This is a genomic window from Pseudomonas lurida (genome assembly GCF_002563895.1).
GTDB lineage: Bacteria > Pseudomonadota > Gammaproteobacteria > Pseudomonadales > Pseudomonadaceae > Aquipseudomonas > Aquipseudomonas lurida.
In genome coordinates this window covers 3,442,109-3,464,034 of record NZ_PDJB01000001.1, presented here as the reverse complement: position 1 = coordinate 3,464,034, position 21,926 = coordinate 3,442,109, and the positions used below count along the sequence as shown (strand labels likewise).

The window sequence follows — 21,926 nt, the reverse complement described above, 5'->3', positions numbered from 1 at the left end:
TGAAACAGTAGACACTTTACCTGTGGCGAGCGCTCTAGCCACAACAGGCTCGCTCGCAATCGATTCACCTGCCATAGGGGGGGCGTGTTCAGGCCACGCGGTTCCTGCCTCCGGCCTTGGCCTCGTACAATTGCATGTCCGCGCGCTTGAGCAGCGCCGAGGTGTCTCGGTCCGAAGGCTCGGCCACGCTCACGCCAATACTCACGGTCACATGGCCCACGGTTGGGAACACCGCCGTTTCCACGGCCTTGCGGATTTTTTCCGCAACCACTTCGGGGCTGTCAGGTTCTTCGATTTCGGGCAGCAGCACCGCGAATTCCTCACCGCCGTAACGTGCGACAAAGTCGGTGGCGCGGGTGGTGTTTTCAATCAGGACGGCCAACTGGCACAGTACGTCGTCGCCGATGGCGTGGCCGTAGGTGTCGTTGACGCGCTTGAAGTAGTCGGCGTCGATCAGCAGCAGGGCGAAGGTGCGGCCGGTGCGTTGGAACAGCAGGCTGTTTTCGGCGAGTTTTTCGTCGAAGCGGCGGCGGTTGAAGACACCGGTCAAAGCATCGTGGGTAGCAAGCTTGAGCAGGTCGGCATTGGCTTGGGTAAGGTCGGCGGTACGTTGCGCGACAGTGGCTTCCAGGGAGGCGTTGGCGTCTTGCAGTTCGCGTTCCTTGGACAGCAGGGACTGGGTCATGCCGGTGAGCGAGCGTCCCAACTGGGCGATTTCCAGCACCGGGTGTTCCTGGGGGAAGACCGCGCCGGGTTGATGGTCTTGCACCTGCTTGGCGGACCGGGCCAGGCGTTCGATCGGGCGGCTGAGGGTGGACGCCAGGTAGTAGGCGACGAGCCCGAACACCACTGCCGCGATAAGGCCCAGCAGCAACAACCTGTACAGCAGCACGCGCGCCGGTTGCAGCGCGACATCCAAGGGTTGGCGCACCATGATGTACCAGCTCACGTTTGCATTCGACGGGCTGGGCACTGCCACCGATGCGGTGACGTAGCCATTGCCGCTGGACCAGCCCGACGGCTTGCCCAGGTTGGCCGGTGGCATCCGCTCACCCGCCAACGCTTCCGGGTAGAGCACTTTGCCGTCGAAGTCGACAATCAGGGCTTCCAGGTCTGGCACCGCATCCTTCTGCATCAAGGCAGAGTCGACAATCTGCGTCACCCAGCGCCAATGCGCGTGCGCGCCCAGTACGCCGATGGTCTCTCCCTGGGCGTTGCGAATTGGTGCGGCGAAATCGATAAAGCGCAGCGGCTCACCGTTAGCGGCCCCCGGCAGCAGCTTGGCCAGCAGCACGGCTTCATGGGGATCACCGGTGTACTCGCCGCGCATGCCCGCCTGGAACCATGGTCGTTGCTGCACCGACTGATTGACCAGCAAACCATTGACCGCCTGGCGTACCTTGCCCTCGGCGTCGGCCACACCCATCCAGGCATACTCGGCGCGCGATTGGGTGCGCAGTTCCATCAAGGTCAGGATGTCCGGCGCGTCAAGATCGCCCTTGCGCATGATCGGTGCCTTGCTCAGCAAGGACACCTCCAACTGACGTTCGCGCAGTTGCACGGCCAACAGCGCAGCGGTAGAGCGCGCCGTACTCAGCAGCGCATTGCCGCTGGCCTGTTTCATCTGCTCGGTGGCGATATGACCCACATAAAAGCCCACGCTCAACAACGTGAGCAACGATAAACCGGCGAACCATAGGGTCAGGTGGCTGCGTAGGCTGGCTTTGATCATGGGGGCTCATCGGGGGTGGGTGTTACGACCCATGGTATGTGTATTGAATGGGGCGCGGCCAGTGATGGATGCGCATATTCCACGCATTAACATGAGCAAATCTTGTGATCATCTAGAATATAATGAGTTTGTCTCACGATGCCTGCCTGTCGACAATAGCTGCCATATCTATCGACATTGGAGTTGTAAGTCATGGCAGTCGCTCATTCCCTCGGATTTCCGCGCATTGGACGCGATCGCGAACTGAAAAAAGCGCAGGAGGCTTTCTGGAAGGGCGAGCTCGACGAAGCCGGTCTGCGTGCCGTTGGCCGTGAATTGCGCAAGACCCATTGGGCGCTGCAGAAGGACGCGGGTATCGAACTGCTGCCTGCCGGTGATTTTGCCTGGTACGACCAGGTGCTTACCCACTCGCTGATGTTCGGCGTGATTCCTGAGCGTTTCCGTCCAGCCGATGGCAACGCCACCCTGCACACGCTGTTCGGCATGGCGCGCGGCGTCAGCGACAGCTGCTGCGGTGGTGCCCACGCACAGGAAATGACCAAGTGGTTCGATACCAACTACCACTACCTGGTGCCCGAATTCAGCGCTGACCAGCACTTCCACCTGGGGTGGGACCAGTTGTTCGAAGAAGTGCAGGAAGCCCGCGACCTGGGGCATGACGTCAAGCCCGTCATCATTGGTCCATTGACCTACCTGTGGCTGGGCAAGGCCAAGGGTGGCGACTTCGACAAGCTTGACTTGCTGGAACGCCTGTTGCCGTTGTACGGGCAGATCTTCCAGCGCCTGGCTGACCTGGGTGTGGAGTGGGTACAGATCGACGAGCCCATCCTGGTGCTCGACCTGCCGCAGGAATGGAAAAACGCGTTTGAGCGCGCCTACAACCTGATCCAGCGCGACCCCCTGAAAAAGCTGGTGGCTACCTACTTTGGTGGGCTGGAAGAAAACCTCGGCCTGGCCGCCAACCTGCCGGTTGATGGCCTGCACATCGACCTGGTGCGTGCACCCGACCAGTACCCGACCATCCTTGATCGCCTGCCGGCTTATAAAGTGTTGTCCCTGGGCGTGGTCAATGGGCGCAACGTCTGGCGTTGCGACCTTGAAAAGGCCCTGGCCACGTTGCAGCATGCCCATGAAAAGCTCGGTGATCGCCTGTGGGTGGCGCCATCCTGCTCTTTGCTGCATAGCCCGGTAGACCTGGGCCGTGAAGACAAACTGGATGCTGAACTGAAGAGCTGGCTGGCATTCGCCGTACAAAAGTGCGCTGAGGTGGCTGTGTTGGCTCGCGCGGTCAACGCACCTGAAGCGCCAAACGTAGTTGCGGCCCTGGCCGAGAGCCGCGCTGTGCAGGCAGCCCGCGCCGCCTCTGCGCGTATCCATAAACCCGTCGTGCAGGCCCGTGTCGCTGCGATCACCGCCAAGGACAGCCAGCGCCAGTCGCTGTTTGCCCAGCGTATCGAGAAGCAACGTGCTGGCCTCGACCTGCCGCTGTTCCCGACCACCACCATCGGTTCGTTCCCGCAAACCGCGTCGATCCGCCTGGCGCGCCAGTCCTACAAGGCCGGCAAGCTGAGCGAAGCGCTCTACGTCGAAGCGATGCACAGCGAGATCAAGCACGCCGTTGAAGTGCAGGAAAACCTCGGCCTGGACGTGTTGGTACACGGAGAGGCGGAACGTAACGACATGGTCGAGTACTTCGCCGAGCAACTCGACGGCTATGTATTCACCCGCTTCGGCTGGGTACAGAGCTACGGTTCGCGCTGCGTGAAACCGGCGGTGATCTTTGGTGACCTGAGCCGCCCGAAGGCGATGACTGTGGAGTGGATCCGCTACGCCCAAGGCCTGACCAGCAAGGTCGTGAAGGGCATGCTGACCGGCCCGGTGACCATGCTGATGTGGTCATTCCCGCGCGAAGACGTGAGCCGCGAAGTGCAGGCGCGTCAACTGGCCCTGGCGATTCGTGACGAAGTGGTGGACCTGGAAGCCGCCGGCATCAAGATCGTGCAGATCGACGAAGCCGCTTTCCGTGAAGGCCTCCCATTGCGCCAGGCACAGTGGCAGCACTACCTGGACTGGGCCACCGAAGTGTTCCGCCTGTGTGCCTCGGGTGTGCGTGACGAAACCCAGATCCACACGCACATGTGCTACAGCGAGTTCAACGACGTGATCGAGTCCATCGCGGCGATGGATGCCGATGTGATCACCATCGAGACGTCACGTTCGGACATGGAGTTGCTGGACGCGTTCGAAGCCTTCGCTTATCCGAACGAAATCGGCCCGGGCGTCTACGACATCCATTCGCCACGCGTGCCGGATGCATCGGAGATGGCCAACCTGCTGCGCAAGGCAGCGAAGCGGATCCCGGCTGAGCGCCTGTGGGTGAACCCGGATTGCGGCCTGAAAACCCGTGGCTGGGCGGAGACGGAAGCGGCGCTGATCCACATGGTGACGGCGGCCCGTCAACTGCGCGCCGAACTGGCCTGACACTGTTAGCAAAGGTGGGCTCTGGCTTGCCTGCGATTGCATCACCGCAGTCTCACTCAAGACCGAGGCGCACGCATCGCAGGCAAGCCAGCTCCCACAGAAAAGCAATCGGGGTGCTACAGGTATTTGAGCCAGGCCAGGTCGCGGCGCCGAGCCTTGAGACCTGCGAACCAGCGTACCGGTGGGTACAGCACCAGGGGCAGCAGCAGCGCCACCAGCCAGATGGCGCCGATGCTGTCGAAACCGAAGTAATTGCCGTGGTTGAGGCCAAACAGCGCCACACAGGCGACGTAGAGGATTTTCAGTACATACAGGTGCAGTAAATAAAAGAACATCGGCGCCGCCCCGAACGTGGCCAGGATGCCAATCCAGCGTTTTTGCCCCGCACGTTCAAACGCCAGCAACAGCAGCAACCCAATCCCCAGGGTCAACGCCAGGAACAGCAGCGACGGTGGATATTTGGTGATGTTGAAAAAGCTCATGAGCGTCTGCACGCCGTTTTCATACGCCTGCCAGGGTTTCTCGCCATACCCGTTGGCTGCCCGCAACACCACGAATCCTACCAGCGCGCCCACTCCCGCCAGCAACAGGTACCACTGACGCACTGTCGGCTGAATGCCTTTGGCGAACCACGGGCCCAGGCCGTACCCCAACGCAATCACGCCGATCCATGGCAGCACCGGGTAGGTGGTCCGCAGCCGCAGCGAATCACCGACGTCGATCCAACTGCGCTCATGCAGGATCGTCCACGGAATCTGCAAGGCTGAACTGGCCTCGACGTGCAGCCCGTCCAGCACGTTGTGCCCGCCCATGATCACCAGCGCCAAGGCGATCAGCACGGCACGCGGCAACCACACGAGCAACGCCAGGGCGAGCATGCTGACGCCAATGGCCCAGATCACCTGCATATAGATCACGCTGGGTGGCAGTTGGAAGGTCCAGGCGAAGTTCACCCAGGTAAATTCCAGCACTATCAGGAACAACCCGCGCTTGAACAGGAACGCCGACACATCGCGTCGGCCTTGGTACTTCTGGCCGTACAGCCACGCGGATAACCCCGTGAGCAGTACAAACACCGGCGCGCACAGGTGGGCGAGGGTGCGGCTGGCAAACAGTGCAGGCTCGGTGCTGTCGATGGTCATCGGGTCGCTGACCTGGCGGTGCAGCAGGAAGGTTTCGCGCACGTGGTCCAGTAGCATGAACAGGATCACCAGCCCGCGCAGGGCGTCGATGGAAAGCAGGCGTTGGCGCAGAGGAACAGCGTCAGTCATGGGCGAACATCACAGGGTAGGACGGGAGTGGGGTGTTATCCTATAACATTAATTTGCGCGTTGCCGCGATTCCTTGCTCGGATTAGATTGCTATCAATGTTTAGTTACTCCTTGGCCCCTGCGCCGGTGATTCGCATGTCGTCTTCCCTCAATCTGCCCGTCCAGGCGCTGTACTGCGAACACCGCGGTTCTGGATACCTTCGGCATCGACCGATCACCACCATCGAGCTCGGGTTTCTGCTAACGTCGAGGCGTTCGATTGGGAGTAGGCAGTGACAATGAGCAACCATACAGCGCAATCCGTCATCGACTTCTGGAAGCACGCCGGCCCCAAACGCTGGTTCGCCAAGGACGAGGCCTTCGACGCGGTGTTCCGCGAGACTTTCCACGGTACCCACCTGCAAGCGGCCCGGCGCGAACTGGAACACTGGCTGGACTCTGCCGAAGGAGCCCTGGCGTTGCTGATCCTGCTGGACCAATACCCCCGCAATGCCTTTCGTGGCACCGCCCATATGTTTGCAACCGACCCGCTGGCGCGCCTGTATGCCGCTCGCATGGTGGACGCGGGGCTCGATCATCAGGTGGAACCGGCATTGCGCGCATTCTGTTATCTGCCGTTCGAGCATTCGGAAGACCCGGCGGACCAGCAGCGCTCCCTGAGCCTCAACCAGGCACTGGACGCCAGCACCTACCATTGGGCCAAGGAACATGCCCGGATCATCGAAAGGTTCGGGCGCTTTCCTCATCGTAATCAGGTGTTGGCTCGGCAGACCACGGAGGCAGAACGCGTATTCCTGGAAGAGGGTGGGTTTGCCGGTTAGTGCAGTATTCCGCCAAGGAATGCCCCCATAAAAACAGCGCATTGTCTTTCTGGCGGCACATCTCGTAGCGTGGTGCTCCCCTCAAGGAGAATCGCTATGCGCCTGTATGTGGATCATCTGTACACCAGCCCCTATGCCATGTCGGTGTTCGTCACCCTGCGCGAAAAAAGCCTGGCGTTCGACACGCTGACCGTGGACCTGGATGCCGCGCAACAGCATGCGGCCGACTTTGCCCAACTGTCCCTGACCCAACGCGTGCCGACGTTGGTGGAAGGCGACTTTGCCTTGTCGGAGTCTTCAGCGATCACCGAGTACCTGGAGCAGGCCTACCCCCAGACACCCGTTTACCCGGCTGACCCCAAGCTGCGGGCGAGGGCGCGCCAGGTGCAGGCGTGGTTACGCAGCGACTTGCTGCCGATCCGTCAGGAACGTTCGACGATGGTGGTGTTCTACGGGCAGAAGATGCCGCCACTGTCGCCTGACGCCGAAGCGGCGGCGGCCAAATTGATCAGCGCGGCGCACACCCTCTTGGCGGGCAATTCGCCGTACTTGTTCGGTGAGTGGTCGATTGCCGATGTGGACTTGGCCGTGATGCTCAATCGTTTGATTCTCAACGGCGACAGCGTGCCTGCGGCGTTGGTGGAATACGCACAACGCCAGTGGCAGCGCCCCTCGGTGCAAGCGTGGGTGCAGCAGCAACGCCCGGCGCTGTAACCGACCATTCATCCTGCGCGTGGGGGGGCGCTCTTGACAGGCGTCACCCTGCGGCAGAATACTCTGCCCATATTCATATATATGACTAAATAACAAAGTGAATGTGGCCCATGAATACGCTGTCCAGTGATGCCCGCCTGCCGCTTTACCAACGCTTGCGCGACCATTTGGTCGAGCAGATCGCCAACAATCGCTGGCGGCCCGGCGAAGCCATCCCCACCGAGGCGGTGCTGTCCGCCGAGTACGCGCTGTCTACCGGCACCGTGCGCAAGGCCGTCGACGCGCTGGTGAGCGAAGGCATTCTTGAACGCCAGCAGGGCCGTGGCACCTTTGTGCGCCGTCCGCAATTCCAGTCTTCCCTGTTTCGCTTTTTCCGTTTCCAAGGTCCCTCGGGCGAACGCCAGGTGCCGCAAAGCCGCATCCTGAGCGTCGAGTCGGTGGCCGCGCCGTCGGCGGTCAGCGAAGCGCTAGGCCTGGCGCCCGGGGCCCAGGTGATTCGCATCATGCGGACCCGTTTGCTGGATGTGCAGCCGCTGCTGGCTGAAGAGATCTGGCTGCCGCGCGCGCGTTTCCAGGCGTTGCTGGACATCGACCTGTCCCAGCAAGGCCCGCTGCTCTACCCGGTGTACGAAAGTGCCTGCGGGCAGGTGGTGGCCTCGGCCGAGGAAACCCTCACCGCAGAGTCGGTCAGCGCGGTGTACGCGCGATTGCTGCAGGTGCCGGTCAACAGCCCTGTGGTGGTGATCGAGCGCCTGGCCCGCGATTACGCCGGCCAACCCCTGGAGTGGCGACGCTCCCGTGGGCATGCCGAGCACTTCCGGTACCGCGTGGATATTCGCTGACCCCCTACCCGTATTTCTGAGTGTTTGCCCAACACCGGCCTGGCTCTGGCGCGGTTCGCGCCCGGCCGCCTTGCGTTTGACCTATAAGGATAAAAATCATGTTCAGTTGGTATCGCCAAGTCACTCCTCGGGAGCGCAAAACGTTCTGGGCCTGCTTCGGTGGATGGTCCCTCGACGCACTGGAAGTACAGATGTTCGGCCTGGCGATCCCGGCACTGATCGCCGCCTTCGCCTTGAGCAAGGGCGATGCGGGGCTCATCAGTGGAGTCACGTTGGTTACATCAGCCATCGGAGGCTGGGTCGGCGGAACCTTGTCCGATCGCTACGGGCGGGTGCGGACCCTGCAATGGATGATCCTGTGGTTCTCGTTCTTCACATTCCTGTCGGCGTTCGTCACCGGTTTCCATCAGTTACTGATCGTCAAGGCGCTGCAAGGCTTTGGTATCGGCGGTGAGTGGGCGGCGGGCGCGGTGTTGATGGCCGAGACCATCAACCCCAAGTACCGTGGCAAGGTCATGGGCACCGTGCAAAGCGCCTGGGCCGTGGGCTGGGGCGTGGCGGTCGGCGTGTTCGCGCTGATCTATTCGTTTGTGCCACAGGACATGGCCTGGCGTGTGATGTTTGTGGTGGGCTTGCTGCCGTCGTTCCTGATTATCTGGGTGCGTCGCAATGTCGAAGAGCCCGACAGCTTCCAGCGTTTGCAAAAAGAGCAGGCGATCCCGCAGAGTTTCTTCAAGTCCCTGGCGGGCATCTTCCGTCCGGAACTGATCCGCGTCACGTTGTTCGGGGGGCTGCTGGGCCTGGGTGCCCACGGGGGTTACCACGCGGTGATGACCTGGTTGCCGACCTTTCTCAAGACTGAGCGCAACCTGTCGGTGCTCAACTCCGGCGGTTACCTGGCGGTGATTATCTTTGCCTTCTGGTGTGGTTGCATCGCGAGTGGTTGGCTGATCGACCGCATCGGGCGGCGCAAGAACATCGTGCTGTTCGCGCTGTGCTGCGTCATCACCGTGCAGGCCTACGTGTTCCTGCCGCTGACCAATACCCAGATGCTGTTCCTGGGTTTTCCGCTGGGCTTCTTCGCGGCCGGTATCCCGGCCAGCCTGGGGGCGTTGTTCAACGAACTGTACCCGGCCGACGTGCGCGGTGCTGGCGTGGGCTTTTGCTACAACTTCGGGCGCGTGCTCTCGGCAGTGTTTCCGTTCCTGGTAGGGCATATGAGCGACTCCATGTCCCTCGGCTCGGCCATCGGCATCGACGCCGGGATTGCCTACGGCGTCGCCGTGATCGCTGCGCTGTGCCTGCCGGAAACCCGTGGGCGAGTGTTGGAAGCGGCTCCCGTCGACAGCGTAGTGACGGGCCAGCGCGCCCAGGCTTGATACCTTTTTACTCTTGAAAGACGAACCCCAATGCTTGATAACCGCTCCATCTCCGGCATCGACGCCCACGCCCACGTGTTCAGCCAGGCGCTGACCCTGAGCGGTGAGCGCCGCTACACCCCTGGCTATGACGCCACGCTGGCGGACTACCTTGGCCACTTGCGCGCCCATGGTTTGAGCCACGGGGTACTGGTGCAACCCAGCTTTTTGGGCACCGATAACCACTACCTGCTGGCCGCGTTGCAGCAGGCGCCCGATCAGTTGCGCGGCGTGGCAGTCGTGGCGCGCGATACTCCGCGCGACACGTTACAGGCCATGGCCCGCTCGGGCGTCGTCGGCGTGCGGTTGAACCTGGTGGGCCGGGCGTTGCCGGATTTTTCCGAGCACGGCTGGAAAGCGTTTTTCGAGCACATCGTCGCGCTGGGCTGGCATGTGGAGTTACACCGCGAGGTCGAAGCCCTGCCGACGTTGGTGCGTGAATTGATGCCCTTCGGGGTCAAGCTGGTGGTCGACCATTTCGGGCGCCCGGATGCGCGACTGGGTGTGGAGCAGCGTGGCTTTGCCCAATTGCTGGAGTTGGGCCTCAGCGGCCAACTGTGGCTGAAGGTCTCGGGTATCTATCGCTTGGCGGGCACCCCGGCACAGAACCTTGAGTTTGCCTGCCAGGCCATGCCCTTGCTGCAACAGAGCTTTGGCCTGCGACGGCTGGTGTGGGGCAGTGACTGGCCCCATACCCAGCATGAGACGTCCATCGGCTACGCCGGTGTGATCGAGCAACGCCAGGCCCTGGGCTGGTCGGCACCGGTCGAGCAGGCGTTGCTGATCGATACACCGCGCCAGCTATTCGGCTTCCACAGCCCTTAGCCAAGCCTCTTCCACGCGGCGATCCAGGTCCTCCCAATCCGCCATGCCCAGCACCCGCGTAGTGTTCAAGCCACGCAGGTAACCGCGCAATTGATGGGCGCTGGCGCTGACCTGGTCAGCGCTTGCTGCCTCGTCCTGCAGCACATGTTCATAGTCGACCAGGTAATCGGCGATCCGCTCGCGAAACTCAGGAAGGACGGCTTCGCGGATGCGGTCGAAGGTTTTCTGGTGGGGCTTCATAGCGTGGTCCTTATAGGTTTTATGGGTGCACTATCGGTTCAGATAATAGTCACCATCACGGATCGCAAGTTCTGTTTTTGCAGGAAAAGCGCAAAATCAGCCCCATCGAGACGCTGTTCAAGGAAATGCGCGATGAGGACGATGATTCAGCTGGTTTTAATGATGTTGATGCTTGGCACGGTCGCGATCAACAACGCGGCAATCGCCGATGACCTGCGTACGGGCCATTTGCTACCCATCAACGCTAGCGTAGAATCCCTGCAGCACGCGCAGTCAGTGGGTGTATTGCTGAGCGAAAACACCCGCGACAACCTCAGCTACCTTGAACGCTACCACGACATGGCCTTGAATGGCGCCAAGGATGCCCTCGATGGGCGTATCCGCCAGGCGTTCGTCAACAGTTCCGATCCGGAGCTGGCCATTGATTGGTTGATGAGCTCGCTGCAGGGCACTTTTATCTCGGTGACCGTCTACGACAACCTGGATGCCCTGGTGCAGGCTCACCCCGATGTGGTGGTGATGCTCGATACCCATAACCAACTGCTGACCCAGCGTAACGATCGGGTCGAGGCGCGTTTTGTTGCGCGGTTCTATGATGCGAACCTGCAATACATCGCCAAAGCCGAAGGCTCGGTGCACAAGCGGGTGCCGTCGGTGTGGGTGCATGACAAGGCCGCACCGGAAATTGCCGCGCAGATCGAGCAGCAACGGGATGTACAGCTCGATGCGTTGAAGCAGTTCGATGTGTCGCTAAAGGCTCTGGTTCGTGCGGGTTGATGTGAACCTTTATTTTTACAGTCAGGAATTTTTCATGCGCGCTTTGTTCGTACCGGCCTTGGCCTTTGCTTCCCTGTTGCTGGCCGGCTGTGTTTCTGCCCCCAATGCCCCGACGCTCACCCTGCAAACCAGCAAGTCCCCAGAGGCTTATGTGCAATGTGTATTGCCCAAGCTGGAGAAGCACGGGATCACTTCGACCGTCACGCAGAACTCGCGCCACGCCAGAGTGGTGTTGACCAGCAAGATCGCCGCCGATGACGTACTGGAAGCCTACAAGTCCCAGGACGGTGGCAAGGTGTTCTTGTATGAGCGCAAGCCGCTGGCGTCGACGATTACGCCGTCACGGTTGGAGTTGGCCGCACAAGAATGCAAATAATTCCAAGCCATACATAGTCAATGTGGGAGGGGGATTGCCCCCGATGGCAGCGAATCAGCCAGGACATCGTGGACGGACACACTGCAGTCGGGAGCAAGCTCCCTCCCACATTTTGGTTCAGGTACGGCTCAGGGTTTGGCTTCGTTACTGAAGTTATTGACGGTCTTGACCAGCCCTTGCGCTGCCAGCGCCACCAATTCCCCACCTTTCTCTACCGTCGCCAGCGCGGGGTCCGAGCCCATGCGCCCATCGGGGAAGCGCGCGCGAAAGTCCAGCGCTTCGCGGATTGGCCCGGTGTTGGCGATCTGTGGCGAGTAGTCGGCCGTCTTGATCGATTCCGGGTACGCCCACTGCGTTACCGCAATCTCCGAGGGTGTGGCATGGCTGCCGTGGCCCACCGGGAATTGGCGTTGGGCCATGTCGGTCACGCCTTCCAGGTCCCACCAGTTCACCAGCTTGAGTGCGAACCCGGCCGGACGGCGGGCGAAACTGGCTTCGGCATACAGCTCGGAAAACGCTGCTTCAATGGTGGCAATATTGCCGCCATGGCCGTTCAGAAACAGAATCTTCTCGAAACCATGCCCGGCCAGCGAACGCACCCAGTCGCCGATCGCAGCGATAAACGTGGAAGGGCGCAGCGAAATGGTGCCCGGAAAACCCAGGTGATGCTGGGCCATACCGATGTTGAAGGTCGGGCCGATCAGGATGTCGGCGTTCTTCTGCGCCTCATGGGCGATGATTTCCGGGCACATCCAGTCGGTGCCCAACAGCCCGGTAGGGCCGTGTTGCTCATTGGAGCCGATGGGTATCACCACCGTGCGGCTGCGTTCCAGAAACTGGCCGATCTCGATCCAGGTGGATTGGTGTAGAAGCATGCGTGGCTCTCTTTTTTATCGATGGGGACAGGCTATCCGCCACGGATTGTACGACTACTCGCCACTTGTTGGGGTTTGCAATTGAGGTACGTCGAGGACTTCAGCCAGCGCTGGTCGGGGTACCACGAAAACATGAATTGCCCATCCTTGAGCTTGTCCACTACCTGGCGCGCCACCTGCGGGCGCACGGCCGGGCAGCCCTGGCTGCGGCCGATACGACCTTCGCGCTTGCTCCACAAGGGGCTGACGTAGTCGGCGGCATGAATCACGATCGCGCGGTCGCGGGCCTGGTCATTGAAGCCTGGCTCAAGCCCGTCCATGCGCAGCGAGTAGCCGTGGGTGCCCAGGTAACTTTCCTGGGTACGGAACAGGCCCAGGCTGGACTGGTGGCTGCCTTCCAGATTGGAGAACTGGGTGGCGAAGTTTTCCCCGGACTTGGCGCCATGGGCGACCAGGTCGCGCAGCACCAGGGTCTTCTTGCGTAAATCGAAGATCCACAGCCGACGGGCGGTCGAAGGCTGCGAGTAGTCAATAACCGCTAGGCGCTCGGATCGTTCCTCGCCGTTATTGACCGCGCACTGCACGGCGTTCAGGGCGCTTTTGAGCACAGTGGGATTGAGTTCTGGAGCCGAGCGCGCCAGGCTGCTATACAAGGAAGGAGGGGTGCCATTGGCAGCGAGCGCAGTATTGCTCAGAGCGGCCAGGCTCACGGTGATCAAGCCCAGGGTAGTCATCCCGAGGCGGCACATAAAAGTCAGCATCTACAGTACATCCCCCCACTGTGGATTGGAGCAAAGCCAATTGTTCAAAAAACACGCATGTTACTTGAGCATTTGCCTGCTCGTTGCACCATTGGTCGCGACAGCCGATGCGCTGCCGGTCGAGCCGTTGCCGGTGACAACCCCGGCTCCGGTTGAACTGGCACCGGTACAACAGGCGCTGGCGCAACTCCCCAGCGTGTGCCCCAGCCTGGCACCGCTGATCGATGCGGCCGCCCTGTCGCGCCTGCAAGCCTTCTACCAGCAACAGGGCAACACGCCCCTGTGGTCTGGCGATGAGCGCCGCCAAGCCCTGCACGCTCAGTTGCTGCTGCTCGCCGATGACGGCCTGGACCCCACCCACTATAGCCTGCCGGCGGTGGATGCCACGGCCAACGTGCTGTGCAGCGATATCGACACCAGCCAGCACTACCTGCAAGCCCTGCAGGACTTGCACTATGGGCGCCTGCAGCAATCGCGCTTCGAACCGCTGTGGCATTCCCAGCCGCCCACCCGCGACCCCAACGTTGAAGTGCTGGCCTTTGCCGCCACCGGCTTGCAAGACATGGCCCAGGCGTTCGACCAGGCACGCCCCAGCGCCGATTTATACCGTAGCCTGCGCAATGCCTACTCCACTGTGCGCCAACAGCCGCTGCCCCATTGGGACCCGGTCGCCACCGGCCCTCTGTTGCGCCCCGGCATGGAAGACCCGCGCGTCCCTGAACTGGCGCGGCGGCTGATCAGTGGTGGTTACCTGGCCAAGGCGCCCAGCGGCAAGCAATACCGCGATGAACTGGTCAAGGCGGTCAAGGCGTTCCAGCTCAGCCATTCACTGCAAGCCGACGGCGTGATCGGTGCCGGCACGGTGGCCGAGCTCAATATCAGCCCGGCGGTTCGCCGCGAGCAACTGCGCATCAACCTTGAACGTTTCCGCTGGCTGGCCCAGGACCTGGAACCCGAAGGCGTGCTGGTCAACGTTGCCGCTGCGCAACTGAGCGTGTACCAGAGCGGCATCCCCGTGTGGCAAACCCGCCTGCAAGTCGGCCGCGCCGAACGCCAGACGCCGTTGCTCAAATCGCGCATCACCCGGCTGACGCTCAACCCCACCTGGACCATCCCGCCCACCATCATGCGCGAGGACAAACTCCCGGCCATCCGCCTCAACCCCGAATACCTGCGCCAGCAAAACCTGCAAGTGCTCGACGCCGAGGGCCATCCGCTGGCGCCGGAACAGGTCGACTGGGCGCGCCCCGGCAATATCCTGCTGCGCCAGGAAGCCGGCCCGCGCAACCCGCTGGGCAAGATCGTGATGCGCTTTCCCAACCCGTACTCGGTGTACCTGCACGACACGCCGAGCCAGCCGCTGTTCACCAAGGGGCCGCGGGCGTTCAGCTCGGGCTGTGTGAGGGTCGAGCAACCCTTGTTGCTGCGGGACCTGCTGGTGAGCCCGGCCGAACGCGCCCGTACCGATGAATTGCTGGCCACCGGCGTCACCCATGAATTCAGGCTGGCCACGCCGGTGCCGGTGCTGTTGGGCTACTGGACGGTCGAGGTCGACCGCGAGGGCGGCTTGGTGTACGCGCCGGATATCTACGCACGCGACCTGGTGTTGATGAAGGCGATGGGCAGTGTGCTTTGAGGCCACACTCACTGTGCAGCCAGGCTGCGGGTTGTGGCATAGGGGCAAAAACCCTTGCCTTGGCCAGGGGGGCTTGCTACTCCATACCTGAGAGGCGCTTCAAAGCCATCGCGACGGCTTGATCCGGGGTCAGGAGCGCGGTGTCGATCGTCACCGACGCCTCATCCCATGGCTCGTATTCGTGCGCCAATACAGAGTGCCAAGTGGGGGGCGTCAGGCCGGGAATATCCCCCACGCGGCTTTCCACCCGCCGTTGATGTGCCTGGTGGTCAGAGCACACCACGCGAATATTGATCAGCTCAACCTCTGCTATTGTTGCCACCGCCTTCCACGCGTCCCGGCTTTCCCTGACCGGGTTCACGCAGTCCGCCACCACGGTGTTGCCCAGCTGCAGGTTACTCAACGCCAACGCATTCGCCACGCTGTACCCGCTGGCAGCGACATCGCCCGCCAGTACATCGGCATCGCGGATCGCCTGTTCGATCACGTCGATACGCAGGTAAACCGCACCGGTCCGGCGCGCCAGTTCGCGGGCGATTGTCGTCTTGCCAGTGCCGGGCAGTCCGCTGAAGACAATTAGCATGGGTGGGTCTCATAAGGTTGGGCCGGTTCAGAGTATCCTTCAGTTCCCCCACAGGTCGACCACAGGACAACCGATGCTGTTGCCGTTCGTGAAAATGCACGCCCATGGCGACGATTTCATCATCGTCGATCGCCGTGGCCTGGACGATCCCATCACCGCACGAATCGCCTGTCAGCTGGGCAATCGCCACACGGGTATCGGCTTCAACCAATTGGCCGTGGTGCTCGACTGTGACGATGCCGCCGCGCGTATCAAGTTCTGGAACCCCAACGGTACGCCGTTGGCCACCTGCGGTAGCGCCACCCGTGGCGTGGCCGACCGCTTGATGCATGAAACCGGAATGGATTCGATTGTGTTGCGTACCGAGCGCGGCCTGCTCACGTGCGTGCGCGCAGCGGGGCGGCAGGTCGCCGTGAACATGGGCGAGCCGTCGTTGGATTGGGCGGCGGTTCCCCTATCCAAAGCCATGGACACACAGACCTTGCCCATAGAAGGCCACCCGGCGGCGTGCAGCATGGGCAACCCCCATTGCACGTTTTTCGTGCAAGACATTGCCGCTGTCGACGTAGAAGCCCTGGGCCCGGCGCTGGAGGTTCATCCGTTGTTCCCGGCCAGGACCAACGTGCATTTCGTCCAGGTACTCGACCGCGGTCATATCCGCTTGCGCATCTGGGAGCGCGGCGGCGGGGTGCCGCTGGGTTCGGGTTCGTGCTGTTGTGGGGCGGTGGTCAACGGGATCCGGCGCGGGCTGCTCGATGCCACGGTGCACGTGCACTGCGACGGTGGCACGGTGACCGTGCACTGGGCGGGCGAGGGCGGTGTGGTGCTGACCGGCAGTGTGGAGCCGGTGCTGCAAGGCAGCGCCTACCTGCCCTGAAACGTCACGGTGAAGGTGGTGCCTCCAGTGGCACAGGAGCTCACCGCCACATCGCCGCCATGCACCTTGGCCAATTCGCGCACGATGTACAGGCCCAGGCCGACGCTGCGCACATCGCTGCCCTGGTCGGTGCCACGGGTCATGGGCTCGAACAGCCCGGCCAGCAAGACGTCGGGAATCGCCTCGCCGTAATTGTGCACGGACACTTCGCAGGCGCTATCGCCCAACCGTGACGTCACCGTGATCGGTTGTCGCAGGTCACCATAGGCCACGCTGTTGGCCACCAGGTTGCCGATGATCTGCTGCACGCGGTCGGCATCCAGGCAGGCCTCGCCACGGCCTTCGGCGTGATGCACCAACGTCGCCTCGGGGAATGCCACACGCAGTTCATCCACGGCGTGATGAATCACGCTGTGCAGGTCCAATGCGGCGGCCTTGATGGTGATGCCCTGGCCGACCCGGGCCTGGGTGAAATCCAGCAGGTCGGCGATCATGCGTTGGGCACGTTCGGATGACTGGCCGATATGCCCCAACAGTTGGCGTTCCCTGGCTGTGCGTTCGCCCCGCGTGAGAAAATCCGACGCCATGCGAATCGCGGTGAGCGGGTTCTTCAGGTCATGGCTGACGATCGCCACCATCTGTTCGGCGAACAGCGCGCGGCGCTGCGAGATGGCATAGGCCTCACGCAACTCGGCCTGGGCTTGCTGCAGCGCCCGTTCGGTGGCGGTTTTTTCCTGCACAAGGGCTTCGGCCAGGTTGCGCGCGTTGAGCAACTCGCGCTCGTACTTGTCGCGGTCGGTGGTGCCGAAGAGGGCCAGGTCGTATACCACGGCGCCGGCTTGCTCACGCTGGATGCCGTTGAGCAGCACGGTGATCTTGTGGCCATCGTGGTGCAGCATGTCGAGCTTCACCTCGGTGACGCTGCCATGCATGCGCAACCTCGGGGCCAGGTGGGTCTGGTGGAAGATGCGCCCGCCCATGGTCAGCAGGTCCTGAAAACGCTTGCCGCACAGCTCGGCCGTGCTGAACCCCAGCCATTCGCTGAAACGGGCATTGGCTTGCAGGATCATGCCATCTTCCGCGGTGACGGCCAGCGCGCAGGCGGCGTTGTCAAACAGGTCAGCTTGCACGGGTAGCCGCCCAGGGGGCCAGGAAGCTGTCCATGGCCGCCGCGCAGGCGTGCGGCGCGCTCATGTGTGGGCAATGCCCGACATTGTCCACCAGGCAATAGGTGCTATTGGGCAATACGCCGTGCAGGTATTCGCCCACGGGCACGGGGGCGATCAGGTCGTCGCTCGATTGCAGGATCAACACCGGGGTGGCCAGGCCGATCACGTCCTGGCGGTTGTCCGAGGTGAAGGTCACGCGCGCGAATTGCTTGGCGATCTCGGGCTCAGTGCGGCAGAAACTGTCGGTCAACGCTTCGCTCAGCTCCGGTTGTTCAGGCGCGCCCATGATCACCGGGGCCATGGCGCTGGACCAGCCGAGGTAGTTGCTGTCGAGGGTGTCGAGCAGGTCCTGGATATCGGCGGGCTTGAAGCCACCGACGTAGTCGTCTGTATCGATATAGCGTGGCGACGGGCCGATCATGACGTGAGCCGCAATACGGCCGGGGGTGAAGCGGTCGGCGAGGGCGCCGATCATTGCACTGACCGAATGCCCGACCAGGATCACGGGACCGACGGCATAGGCATCGACGATTTCATTGAGGTCCCGGGCGTAGCCATCCAGTGCGCCGTACTTGGCCTTGTCGAAGGCGCTCAGGTCGGAGAGCCCCGCACCCACTAGGTCGTACATCACCACGCGAAAGCGTTCGAGGAAATGCGGCGCCAGGTAGTTCCACATGGCCTGGTTGCACCCGAACCCGTGGGAAAACACCAGGGTCGAGATCCCGCAGCCCATCACGCTGACATTGTTACGGAGGAGTAAATCCATGGGCGTCTCGATAATGGCGTATAGCTATGAATGCGCCGAGTTTAGATAGTCAACGGCGCGGGGTCACGTGTTATAGCGTTGATAAGGTAAAGTCGGCGCCTTCAGGAAGAAACTTCAGGTAACAAACCATGATGCGGCGCGTGCGGCAATCCGTCTTGAGTCTGCTGGTGCTGGTATTCGCCAGCGTGTTTGCCACCGCCCAGGCGGACACTTCGCCCATCGGCGTAGCCCTCGACCAACGGGTGATCGACCTCACCGACACGCTGGATGCCGACACCGCCACTCGTCTGAAAAACCAGCTCGCCGACCTGGAACAGCGCAAAGGCTCACAAGTCGCCGTGCTGATGGTGCCCACCACCGGCGGTGCGAGTATCGAGGATTACGCCAACCAACTGTTCCGCGCCTGGAAACTGGGCCGCAAGGATGTCAACGACGGCATCCTGCTGGTGGTAGCCAAGGACGATCGCAAGGTGCGCATCGAGGTGGGTTATGGCCTGGAAGGCACCGTCACCGATCTGTTGGCGCACCGCATCATTGAAGAACACATCACCCCGGCGTTTCGCCAGGGCGACTATGCGGGCGGTGTTGCCCAGGGCGTGAATGACCTGGTCGTGCTGGTGGACGGCGGTGATTTGCCCAGCGTCGCGGCGCCCGGCGTCAACCCCCAGATCATTGCGGTCCTGCTGGCATTTATCCTCGGCGCCGTGGGCGGTGTGCTGATCGCCGCCGGCACATTGCACTGGCGCCGCGCGTTGATGGCGGCGGTGGCTGCCACGGTACTGCTGGCGATCTTTGGCGGTGGCCGCGACTGGCTGATGTTCCTGCTGGTGATGCCACTGATCCTGCTGATCGGCGGCGCAACGTTCGGCGCGTTGTGGATGGCGCGGACGGTGTTTTACGGCGTGGTCGGGTTGTTGGTCTACATCCTGGGGTTGGTGGCTGTGGATCACTGGTACGCAGACGTCAACTTCATCCACTGGCTGGCGTTTCCAGTGGGCGCGCTGGTGGTGCTGGGGTTGTACCTGATCCTGTTCGTGATCATGAAGGATGCCTGGAAGCAAAGTCGGGTGGGCTTCGTCGCACGGCTGGTGGCCGCTGCAGCGGTTTATGTGGCGGCCGGTTTTCTGATGGAACTGGGGCGTAACGGCTGGTTGTTTGCGTTCCCCATCGCTTCATTTGCGGCGCTGTTCATCTTCGGCAAGACCGGCGGCGGGTCGGGGTCGAGTTCGGGCGGTGGGTCAAGCTCGAGCTCCAGCAGCTCCAGTTCCAGCAGCTCATCCGGGGGCGGCGGCTCCAGCGGTGGCGGCGGCGCGTCGGGCAGTTGGTAAAACCGCCAGGGTGGCTTGTGGCCAAACCCACCCCTTGAAGTTGAAGTCGGCATGAAGTCGTCCGCTGGGTGGACACATGCTTGTGCCGCCTGCGCACCCCGTTCGGGTAGGGGGTCAGCTCAGGACGATGTAGTCGTTCTGCTGGCGGATCGGGCGGTGTGGGCCTTGTACCAAGTGAACATAGCGCCCGTCCACCAGGTCGATCGGCAGGCAATCATCGACATCCAGCACGCCGTCGGTGTGGGCCTGAGACCAGTGGCGCAGCATTTGGTGCTTACCCTTGCTCTTAGCCTCCTGCTTCGTGCGGGCTACCACCAGCAGGTAGTGGTGGGCTTCGCCAAAGCTGTTGGCTTCATAACCGCCAAGGTTGATGAAATACAGGTGATGGGCACCCGCAGCAGGCGCCAGCGGGCTGAACTCGACTTTCCAACCGTCGACGCCATCCACTGCCATCCATGAATCGATATGTACGCCCTTTGGGCTGCCAAACCAGTCTTCGCGCAGTTGCGGGTAGGTCGCTTCCAACGTGTCCGCGACAACAAACACCACATCGTGAACTTCAATTTTCGCCCGAGGGTGCTTACCCCCGAGCATGACGACAAACAGCATTGCAGGTCCTTCCTGGCGACTTGGCAGAGGCTAACCATACTTCGATTGAACCCTTTTGTCCGGCCAATGCCACACTGTTAATCCGCGAATTCATCAGGAGGTAGTCATGCGTACCATTGATCTGGCGGGCGTTCCCGTTCCTGTCATCGGCCAGGGAACCTGGCGCATGGGCGAAAACCCGGACCAGCACCGCGCTGAAGTCGCGGCGTTGCAACTGGGCATCGACGAGGGCATGACCCTGATCGATACCGCCGAAATGTACGGTGAGGGTGGCGCCGAGACGGTCGTCGGCGACGCCATTCGCGGCAGGCGCGACCACGTATTCCTGGTGAGCAAGGTGTATCCGCATAACGCCAGCCACAAAGGCGTGCCCCGTGCCTGTGAAGCCAGCCTCCAGCGCCTGGGCACGGACTATATTGATCTTTATCTGTTGCACTGGCGCGGCCAGGTTCCCCTAGAAGAGACCGTCGAAGCGTTCGAACGCCTGCGCGAAGCTGGCAAGATCGGCCGCTGGGGCGTCTCCAATTTCGACGTAGCCGACCTGCAGGCACTCGCGTCCCCGGCGTGTGCTACCAACCAGGTGCTCTACAACATCGAAGAACGCGGCATCGAATTCGACCTGCTGCCCTGGTGGCAACAGCATCACTTGCCCTTGATGGCGTACTGCCCGATCGCCCAAGGCGGCGAACTGCTGTCCAGCCCCACCCTCAAGCAGATCGCCCGTCGCCACGAAGTGACCCCCGCGCAGGTTTCCCTCGCCTGGGTGCTGCGCCAGGACGGCGTGATTGCAATACCCAAGGCAGTCACACCGGAGCACGTGCGACTCAACGCAGCAGCAGCCAAGCTGGTGCTGGATGAGCACGACCTGGACGCTATCGACCGCGTGTTTGGTGCACCCAAGCGCAAGCACCCTTTAGCGATGGTGTAACCGAATGGCAGGAGCGGCGCCGCCTTGGCGCCGCTCCCGAGCGAGTCCGGTTTAACCCGCTACCGGGCTGCGCCAGTCATCCGACCCGGACGTGCCGGCCACTTCGTGGGTCCACACGATTTTGCGATAGGTGAAGTACACATCTTCCAGGTGAGTGAAATGGGCATTGTCCGGGTCTTGGCAATTTGGCATGCGTGACTGGATGTCCACGATGGTCGCTCCTTCCAGTTCGATTGTGAAGTAATGCTCCTGGGTGCCCGCCGACGAGGTGCGCAGCCATTCAAGCCTGCACTTGACCTCTTCGCCGCTGGTCAACGCGCTGAACAGCAGGGGCGACGACTTATCGAACACCTTGCTGATCATCAACGGCTTGTGGACCCTCTGGCCCGTTGGTTGGCCAGATTGTGGGTCACGCGGAATGATCACCTGATGAGAAAAAGCCTGGACCAGAATCTGATCCTCATGGCCCTCCTGATAAATATTACCTACCGAGTCCTGGGTAAATGTGCCTGCCGTAATCAAACCTTGTTTGACACCGGTGATGGAGAGATACGCGGGTGTTGGCATGACGGGTTTCCTTGCCTGATTGATGAGGTAGTCCGAGCCGACAATTGCATCAGCTGGGCCGATACCTATAACAAGAAACGTGCCTGAAAGTGTGAGGCTTAATGAAGTAAGGGGTGTCGTACTGGGCAGGCTATAAACTTCAGAAAATTACGTGGTGCTGGGTGGGTTTTTTAAGTTTTTGATTGCGCAGTGGTGCGCACTTAGTTGCTCATATGAAAAAGTGAGCAAATCTTGAAGTTATCCAAAAAGTCGTGTGAGTGGGCACGGATTATTGCGCAAAATACTGCGCACCCCCGAAGATTTAGGGGTTTGTAGGAAAAGGATTAAGTG

22 protein-coding genes are annotated in these 21,926 nt (G+C 61.7%); 12 read left to right on the top strand and 10 right to left on the bottom strand.

Features of this window, described 5'->3' with window-relative positions; all coding sequences use genetic code 11:
• Positions 1-88: 88 nt before the first annotated feature.
• Positions 89-1,732 carry a sensor domain-containing diguanylate cyclase gene (locus ATH90_RS15495; RefSeq protein WP_098466689.1) on the bottom strand — a complete coding sequence of 548 codons (1,644 nt, stop codon included), beginning with the start codon at positions 1,730-1,732 and terminating at the stop codon, positions 89-91.
• 192 nt (positions 1,733-1,924) lie between these two features.
• Here ATH90_RS15495 and metE point away from each other — a divergent pair, with 192 nt between their 5' ends.
• Positions 1,925-4,213, top strand: coding sequence for a 5-methyltetrahydropteroyltriglutamate--homocysteine S-methyltransferase (gene metE, locus ATH90_RS15490; RefSeq protein ID WP_098466688.1), 2,289 nt, complete (start codon positions 1,925-1,927; stop codon positions 4,211-4,213).
• Positions 4,214-4,329: 116 nt separating this feature from the next.
• On the opposite strand, the gene ATH90_RS15485 is transcribed toward metE, so the two are convergent.
• On the bottom strand, positions 4,330-5,484 hold the full coding sequence (locus ATH90_RS15485) for an acetyltransferase domain-containing protein (RefSeq protein WP_098466687.1): 1,155 nt from the start codon (positions 5,482-5,484) through the stop codon (positions 4,330-4,332).
• Between the two features lie 278 nt (positions 5,485-5,762).
• On the opposite strand from ATH90_RS15485, the gene ATH90_RS15480 reads away from it, so the two are divergent.
• The 5 genes from ATH90_RS15480 (at position 5,763) to ATH90_RS15460 (ending at position 10,104) form a co-directional block, all read left to right on the top strand.
• Entirely contained in the window at positions 5,763-6,305 is a 543-nt protein-coding gene (locus ATH90_RS15480; protein WP_098466686.1) for a DUF924 family protein, read from the top strand.
• Positions 6,306-6,401: 96 nt separating this feature from the next.
• Entirely contained in the window at positions 6,402-7,019 is a 618-nt protein-coding gene (gene yfcF / locus ATH90_RS15475) for a glutathione transferase (RefSeq protein WP_098466685.1), read from the top strand.
• A 110-nt stretch (positions 7,020-7,129) separates the two neighbouring features.
• Complete coding sequence (locus ATH90_RS15470; RefSeq protein WP_098466684.1) at positions 7,130-7,861, top strand: GntR family transcriptional regulator; 732 nt, start codon at positions 7,130-7,132, stop codon at positions 7,859-7,861.
• A 98-nt stretch (positions 7,862-7,959) separates the two neighbouring features.
• On the top strand, positions 7,960-9,240 hold the full coding sequence (locus ATH90_RS15465; protein WP_098466683.1) for an MFS transporter: 1,281 nt from the start codon (positions 7,960-7,962) through the stop codon (positions 9,238-9,240).
• A 30-nt stretch (positions 9,241-9,270) separates the two neighbouring features.
• Positions 9,271-10,104 carry an amidohydrolase family protein gene (locus ATH90_RS15460; RefSeq protein ID WP_069077474.1) on the top strand — a complete coding sequence of 278 codons (834 nt, stop codon included), beginning with the start codon at positions 9,271-9,273 and terminating at the stop codon, positions 10,102-10,104.
• On the opposite strand, the gene ATH90_RS15455 is transcribed toward ATH90_RS15460, so the two are convergent.
• Positions 10,081-10,344 carry a hypothetical protein gene (locus tag ATH90_RS15455; protein ID WP_069077475.1) on the bottom strand — a complete coding sequence of 88 codons (264 nt, stop codon included), beginning with the start codon at positions 10,342-10,344 and terminating at the stop codon, positions 10,081-10,083. The genes ATH90_RS15460 and ATH90_RS15455 overlap by 24 nt on opposite strands.
• A gap of 132 nt (positions 10,345-10,476) precedes the next feature.
• Here ATH90_RS15455 and ATH90_RS15450 point away from each other — a divergent pair, with 132 nt between their 5' ends.
• Complete coding sequence (locus ATH90_RS15450; protein WP_098466682.1) at positions 10,477-11,121, top strand: ATPase; 645 nt, start codon at positions 10,477-10,479, stop codon at positions 11,119-11,121.
• 34 nt (positions 11,122-11,155) lie between these two features.
• Complete coding sequence (locus tag ATH90_RS15445) at positions 11,156-11,497, top strand: hypothetical protein (RefSeq protein WP_034106210.1); 342 nt, start codon at positions 11,156-11,158, stop codon at positions 11,495-11,497.
• 128 nt (positions 11,498-11,625) lie between these two features.
• Here ATH90_RS15445 and ATH90_RS15440 read toward each other — a convergent pair whose 3' ends face one another.
• A complete protein-coding gene (locus ATH90_RS15440; protein ID WP_098466681.1) occupies positions 11,626-12,372 on the bottom strand; it encodes a creatininase family protein in 747 nt (248 codons plus the stop codon).
• Between the two features lie 32 nt (positions 12,373-12,404).
• Positions 12,405-13,133, bottom strand: coding sequence for a murein L,D-transpeptidase catalytic domain family protein (locus tag ATH90_RS15435; RefSeq protein ID WP_069077478.1), 729 nt, complete (start codon positions 13,131-13,133; stop codon positions 12,405-12,407).
• A 40-nt stretch (positions 13,134-13,173) separates the two neighbouring features.
• Between ATH90_RS15435 and ATH90_RS15430 the strand changes: the two genes are divergently transcribed.
• Entirely contained in the window at positions 13,174-14,769 is a 1,596-nt protein-coding gene (locus tag ATH90_RS15430) for a L,D-transpeptidase family protein (protein WP_098466680.1), read from the top strand.
• 76 nt (positions 14,770-14,845) lie between these two features.
• On the opposite strand, the gene ATH90_RS15425 is transcribed toward ATH90_RS15430, so the two are convergent.
• Positions 14,846-15,352 (bottom strand): P-loop nucleotide/nucleoside kinase family protein, encoded by a 507-nt coding sequence (locus ATH90_RS15425; RefSeq protein ID WP_098466679.1) that lies wholly within the window; start codon positions 15,350-15,352, stop codon positions 14,846-14,848.
• Positions 15,353-15,425: 73 nt separating this feature from the next.
• Between ATH90_RS15425 and dapF the strand changes: the two genes are divergently transcribed.
• Positions 15,426-16,229, top strand: coding sequence for a diaminopimelate epimerase (gene dapF / locus ATH90_RS15420; protein WP_098466678.1), 804 nt, complete (start codon positions 15,426-15,428; stop codon positions 16,227-16,229).
• Here dapF and ATH90_RS15415 read toward each other — a convergent pair.
• The gene (locus ATH90_RS15415) at positions 16,217-17,359 is read right to left on the bottom strand and encodes a PAS domain-containing sensor histidine kinase (protein WP_098466677.1); all 1,143 of its coding nucleotides are present in this window, start codon (positions 17,357-17,359) and stop codon (positions 16,217-16,219) included. The genes dapF and ATH90_RS15415 overlap by 13 nt on opposite strands.
• Positions 17,349-18,164: an alpha/beta fold hydrolase gene (locus ATH90_RS15410; RefSeq protein ID WP_034106200.1), complete on the bottom strand. Its 816-nt coding sequence runs from the start codon at positions 18,162-18,164 to the stop codon at positions 17,349-17,351. Before ATH90_RS15410 ends, ATH90_RS15415 begins: the two co-directional genes overlap by 11 nt.
• Before the next feature lie 128 nt (positions 18,165-18,292).
• On the opposite strand from ATH90_RS15410, the gene ATH90_RS15405 reads away from it, so the two are divergent.
• Positions 18,293-19,492: a TPM domain-containing protein gene (locus ATH90_RS15405; protein WP_034106197.1), complete on the top strand. Its 1,200-nt coding sequence runs from the start codon at positions 18,293-18,295 to the stop codon at positions 19,490-19,492.
• Between the two features lie 114 nt (positions 19,493-19,606).
• Here ATH90_RS15405 and ATH90_RS15400 read toward each other — a convergent pair whose 3' ends face one another.
• On the bottom strand, positions 19,607-20,101 hold the full coding sequence (locus ATH90_RS15400; protein WP_034106194.1) for a DUF1543 domain-containing protein: 495 nt from the start codon (positions 20,099-20,101) through the stop codon (positions 19,607-19,609).
• Between the two features lie 106 nt (positions 20,102-20,207).
• Here ATH90_RS15400 and ATH90_RS15395 point away from each other — a divergent pair, with 106 nt between their 5' ends.
• The gene (locus ATH90_RS15395) at positions 20,208-21,029 is read left to right on the top strand and encodes an aldo/keto reductase (RefSeq protein WP_034106191.1); all 822 of its coding nucleotides are present in this window, start codon (positions 20,208-20,210) and stop codon (positions 21,027-21,029) included.
• Positions 21,030-21,080: 51 nt separating this feature from the next.
• Here ATH90_RS15395 and ATH90_RS15390 read toward each other — a convergent pair whose 3' ends face one another.
• Entirely contained in the window at positions 21,081-21,596 is a 516-nt protein-coding gene (locus ATH90_RS15390; protein ID WP_069077485.1) for an Hcp family type VI secretion system effector, read from the bottom strand.
• Positions 21,597-21,926 lie beyond the last annotated feature (330 nt).

What these genes read in the sequence shown, in the direction of transcription:
- ATH90_RS15450 (WP_098466682.1), top strand. Translation starts at nt 10,477, where the DNA reads ATGAGGACGATGATTCAGCTGGTTTTAATGATGTTGATGCTTGGCACG.
- ATH90_RS15470 (WP_098466684.1), top strand. Translation starts at nt 7,130, where the DNA reads ATGAATACGCTGTCCAGTGATGCCCGCCTGCCGCTTTACCAACGCTTG.
- ATH90_RS15465 (WP_098466683.1), top strand. Translation starts at nt 7,960, where the DNA reads ATGTTCAGTTGGTATCGCCAAGTCACTCCTCGGGAGCGCAAAACGTTC.
- metE (WP_098466688.1), top strand. Translation starts at nt 1,925, where the DNA reads ATGGCAGTCGCTCATTCCCTCGGATTTCCGCGCATTGGACGCGATCGC.
- ATH90_RS15485 (WP_098466687.1), bottom strand. Translation starts at nt 5,484, where the DNA reads ATGACTGACGCTGTTCCTCTGCGCCAACGCCTGCTTTCCATCGACGCC.
- ATH90_RS15455 (WP_069077475.1), bottom strand. Translation starts at nt 10,344, where the DNA reads ATGAAGCCCCACCAGAAAACCTTCGACCGCATCCGCGAAGCCGTCCTT.
- ATH90_RS15400 (WP_034106194.1), bottom strand. Translation starts at nt 20,101, where the DNA reads ATGCTGTTTGTCGTCATGCTCGGGGGTAAGCACCCTCGGGCGAAAATT.
- ATH90_RS15495 (WP_098466689.1), bottom strand. Translation starts at nt 1,732, where the DNA reads ATGATCAAAGCCAGCCTACGCAGCCACCTGACCCTATGGTTCGCCGGT.
- ATH90_RS15405 (WP_034106197.1), top strand. Translation starts at nt 18,293, where the DNA reads ATGATGCGGCGCGTGCGGCAATCCGTCTTGAGTCTGCTGGTGCTGGTA.
- yfcF (WP_098466685.1), top strand. Translation starts at nt 6,402, where the DNA reads ATGCGCCTGTATGTGGATCATCTGTACACCAGCCCCTATGCCATGTCG.
- ATH90_RS15440 (WP_098466681.1), bottom strand. Translation starts at nt 12,372, where the DNA reads ATGCTTCTACACCAATCCACCTGGATCGAGATCGGCCAGTTTCTGGAA.
- ATH90_RS15480 (WP_098466686.1), top strand. Translation starts at nt 5,763, where the DNA reads ATGAGCAACCATACAGCGCAATCCGTCATCGACTTCTGGAAGCACGCC.
- ATH90_RS15390 (WP_069077485.1), bottom strand. Translation starts at nt 21,596, where the DNA reads ATGCCAACACCCGCGTATCTCTCCATCACCGGTGTCAAACAAGGTTTG.
- ATH90_RS15410 (WP_034106200.1), bottom strand. Translation starts at nt 18,164, where the DNA reads ATGGATTTACTCCTCCGTAACAATGTCAGCGTGATGGGCTGCGGGATC.
- ATH90_RS15460 (WP_069077474.1), top strand. Translation starts at nt 9,271, where the DNA reads ATGCTTGATAACCGCTCCATCTCCGGCATCGACGCCCACGCCCACGTG.
- dapF (WP_098466678.1), top strand. Translation starts at nt 15,426, where the DNA reads ATGCTGTTGCCGTTCGTGAAAATGCACGCCCATGGCGACGATTTCATC.
- ATH90_RS15445 (WP_034106210.1), top strand. Translation starts at nt 11,156, where the DNA reads ATGCGCGCTTTGTTCGTACCGGCCTTGGCCTTTGCTTCCCTGTTGCTG.
- ATH90_RS15395 (WP_034106191.1), top strand. Translation starts at nt 20,208, where the DNA reads ATGCGTACCATTGATCTGGCGGGCGTTCCCGTTCCTGTCATCGGCCAG.
- ATH90_RS15425 (WP_098466679.1), bottom strand. Translation starts at nt 15,352, where the DNA reads ATGCTAATTGTCTTCAGCGGACTGCCCGGCACTGGCAAGACGACAATC.
- ATH90_RS15435 (WP_069077478.1), bottom strand. Translation starts at nt 13,133, where the DNA reads ATGCTGACTTTTATGTGCCGCCTCGGGATGACTACCCTGGGCTTGATC.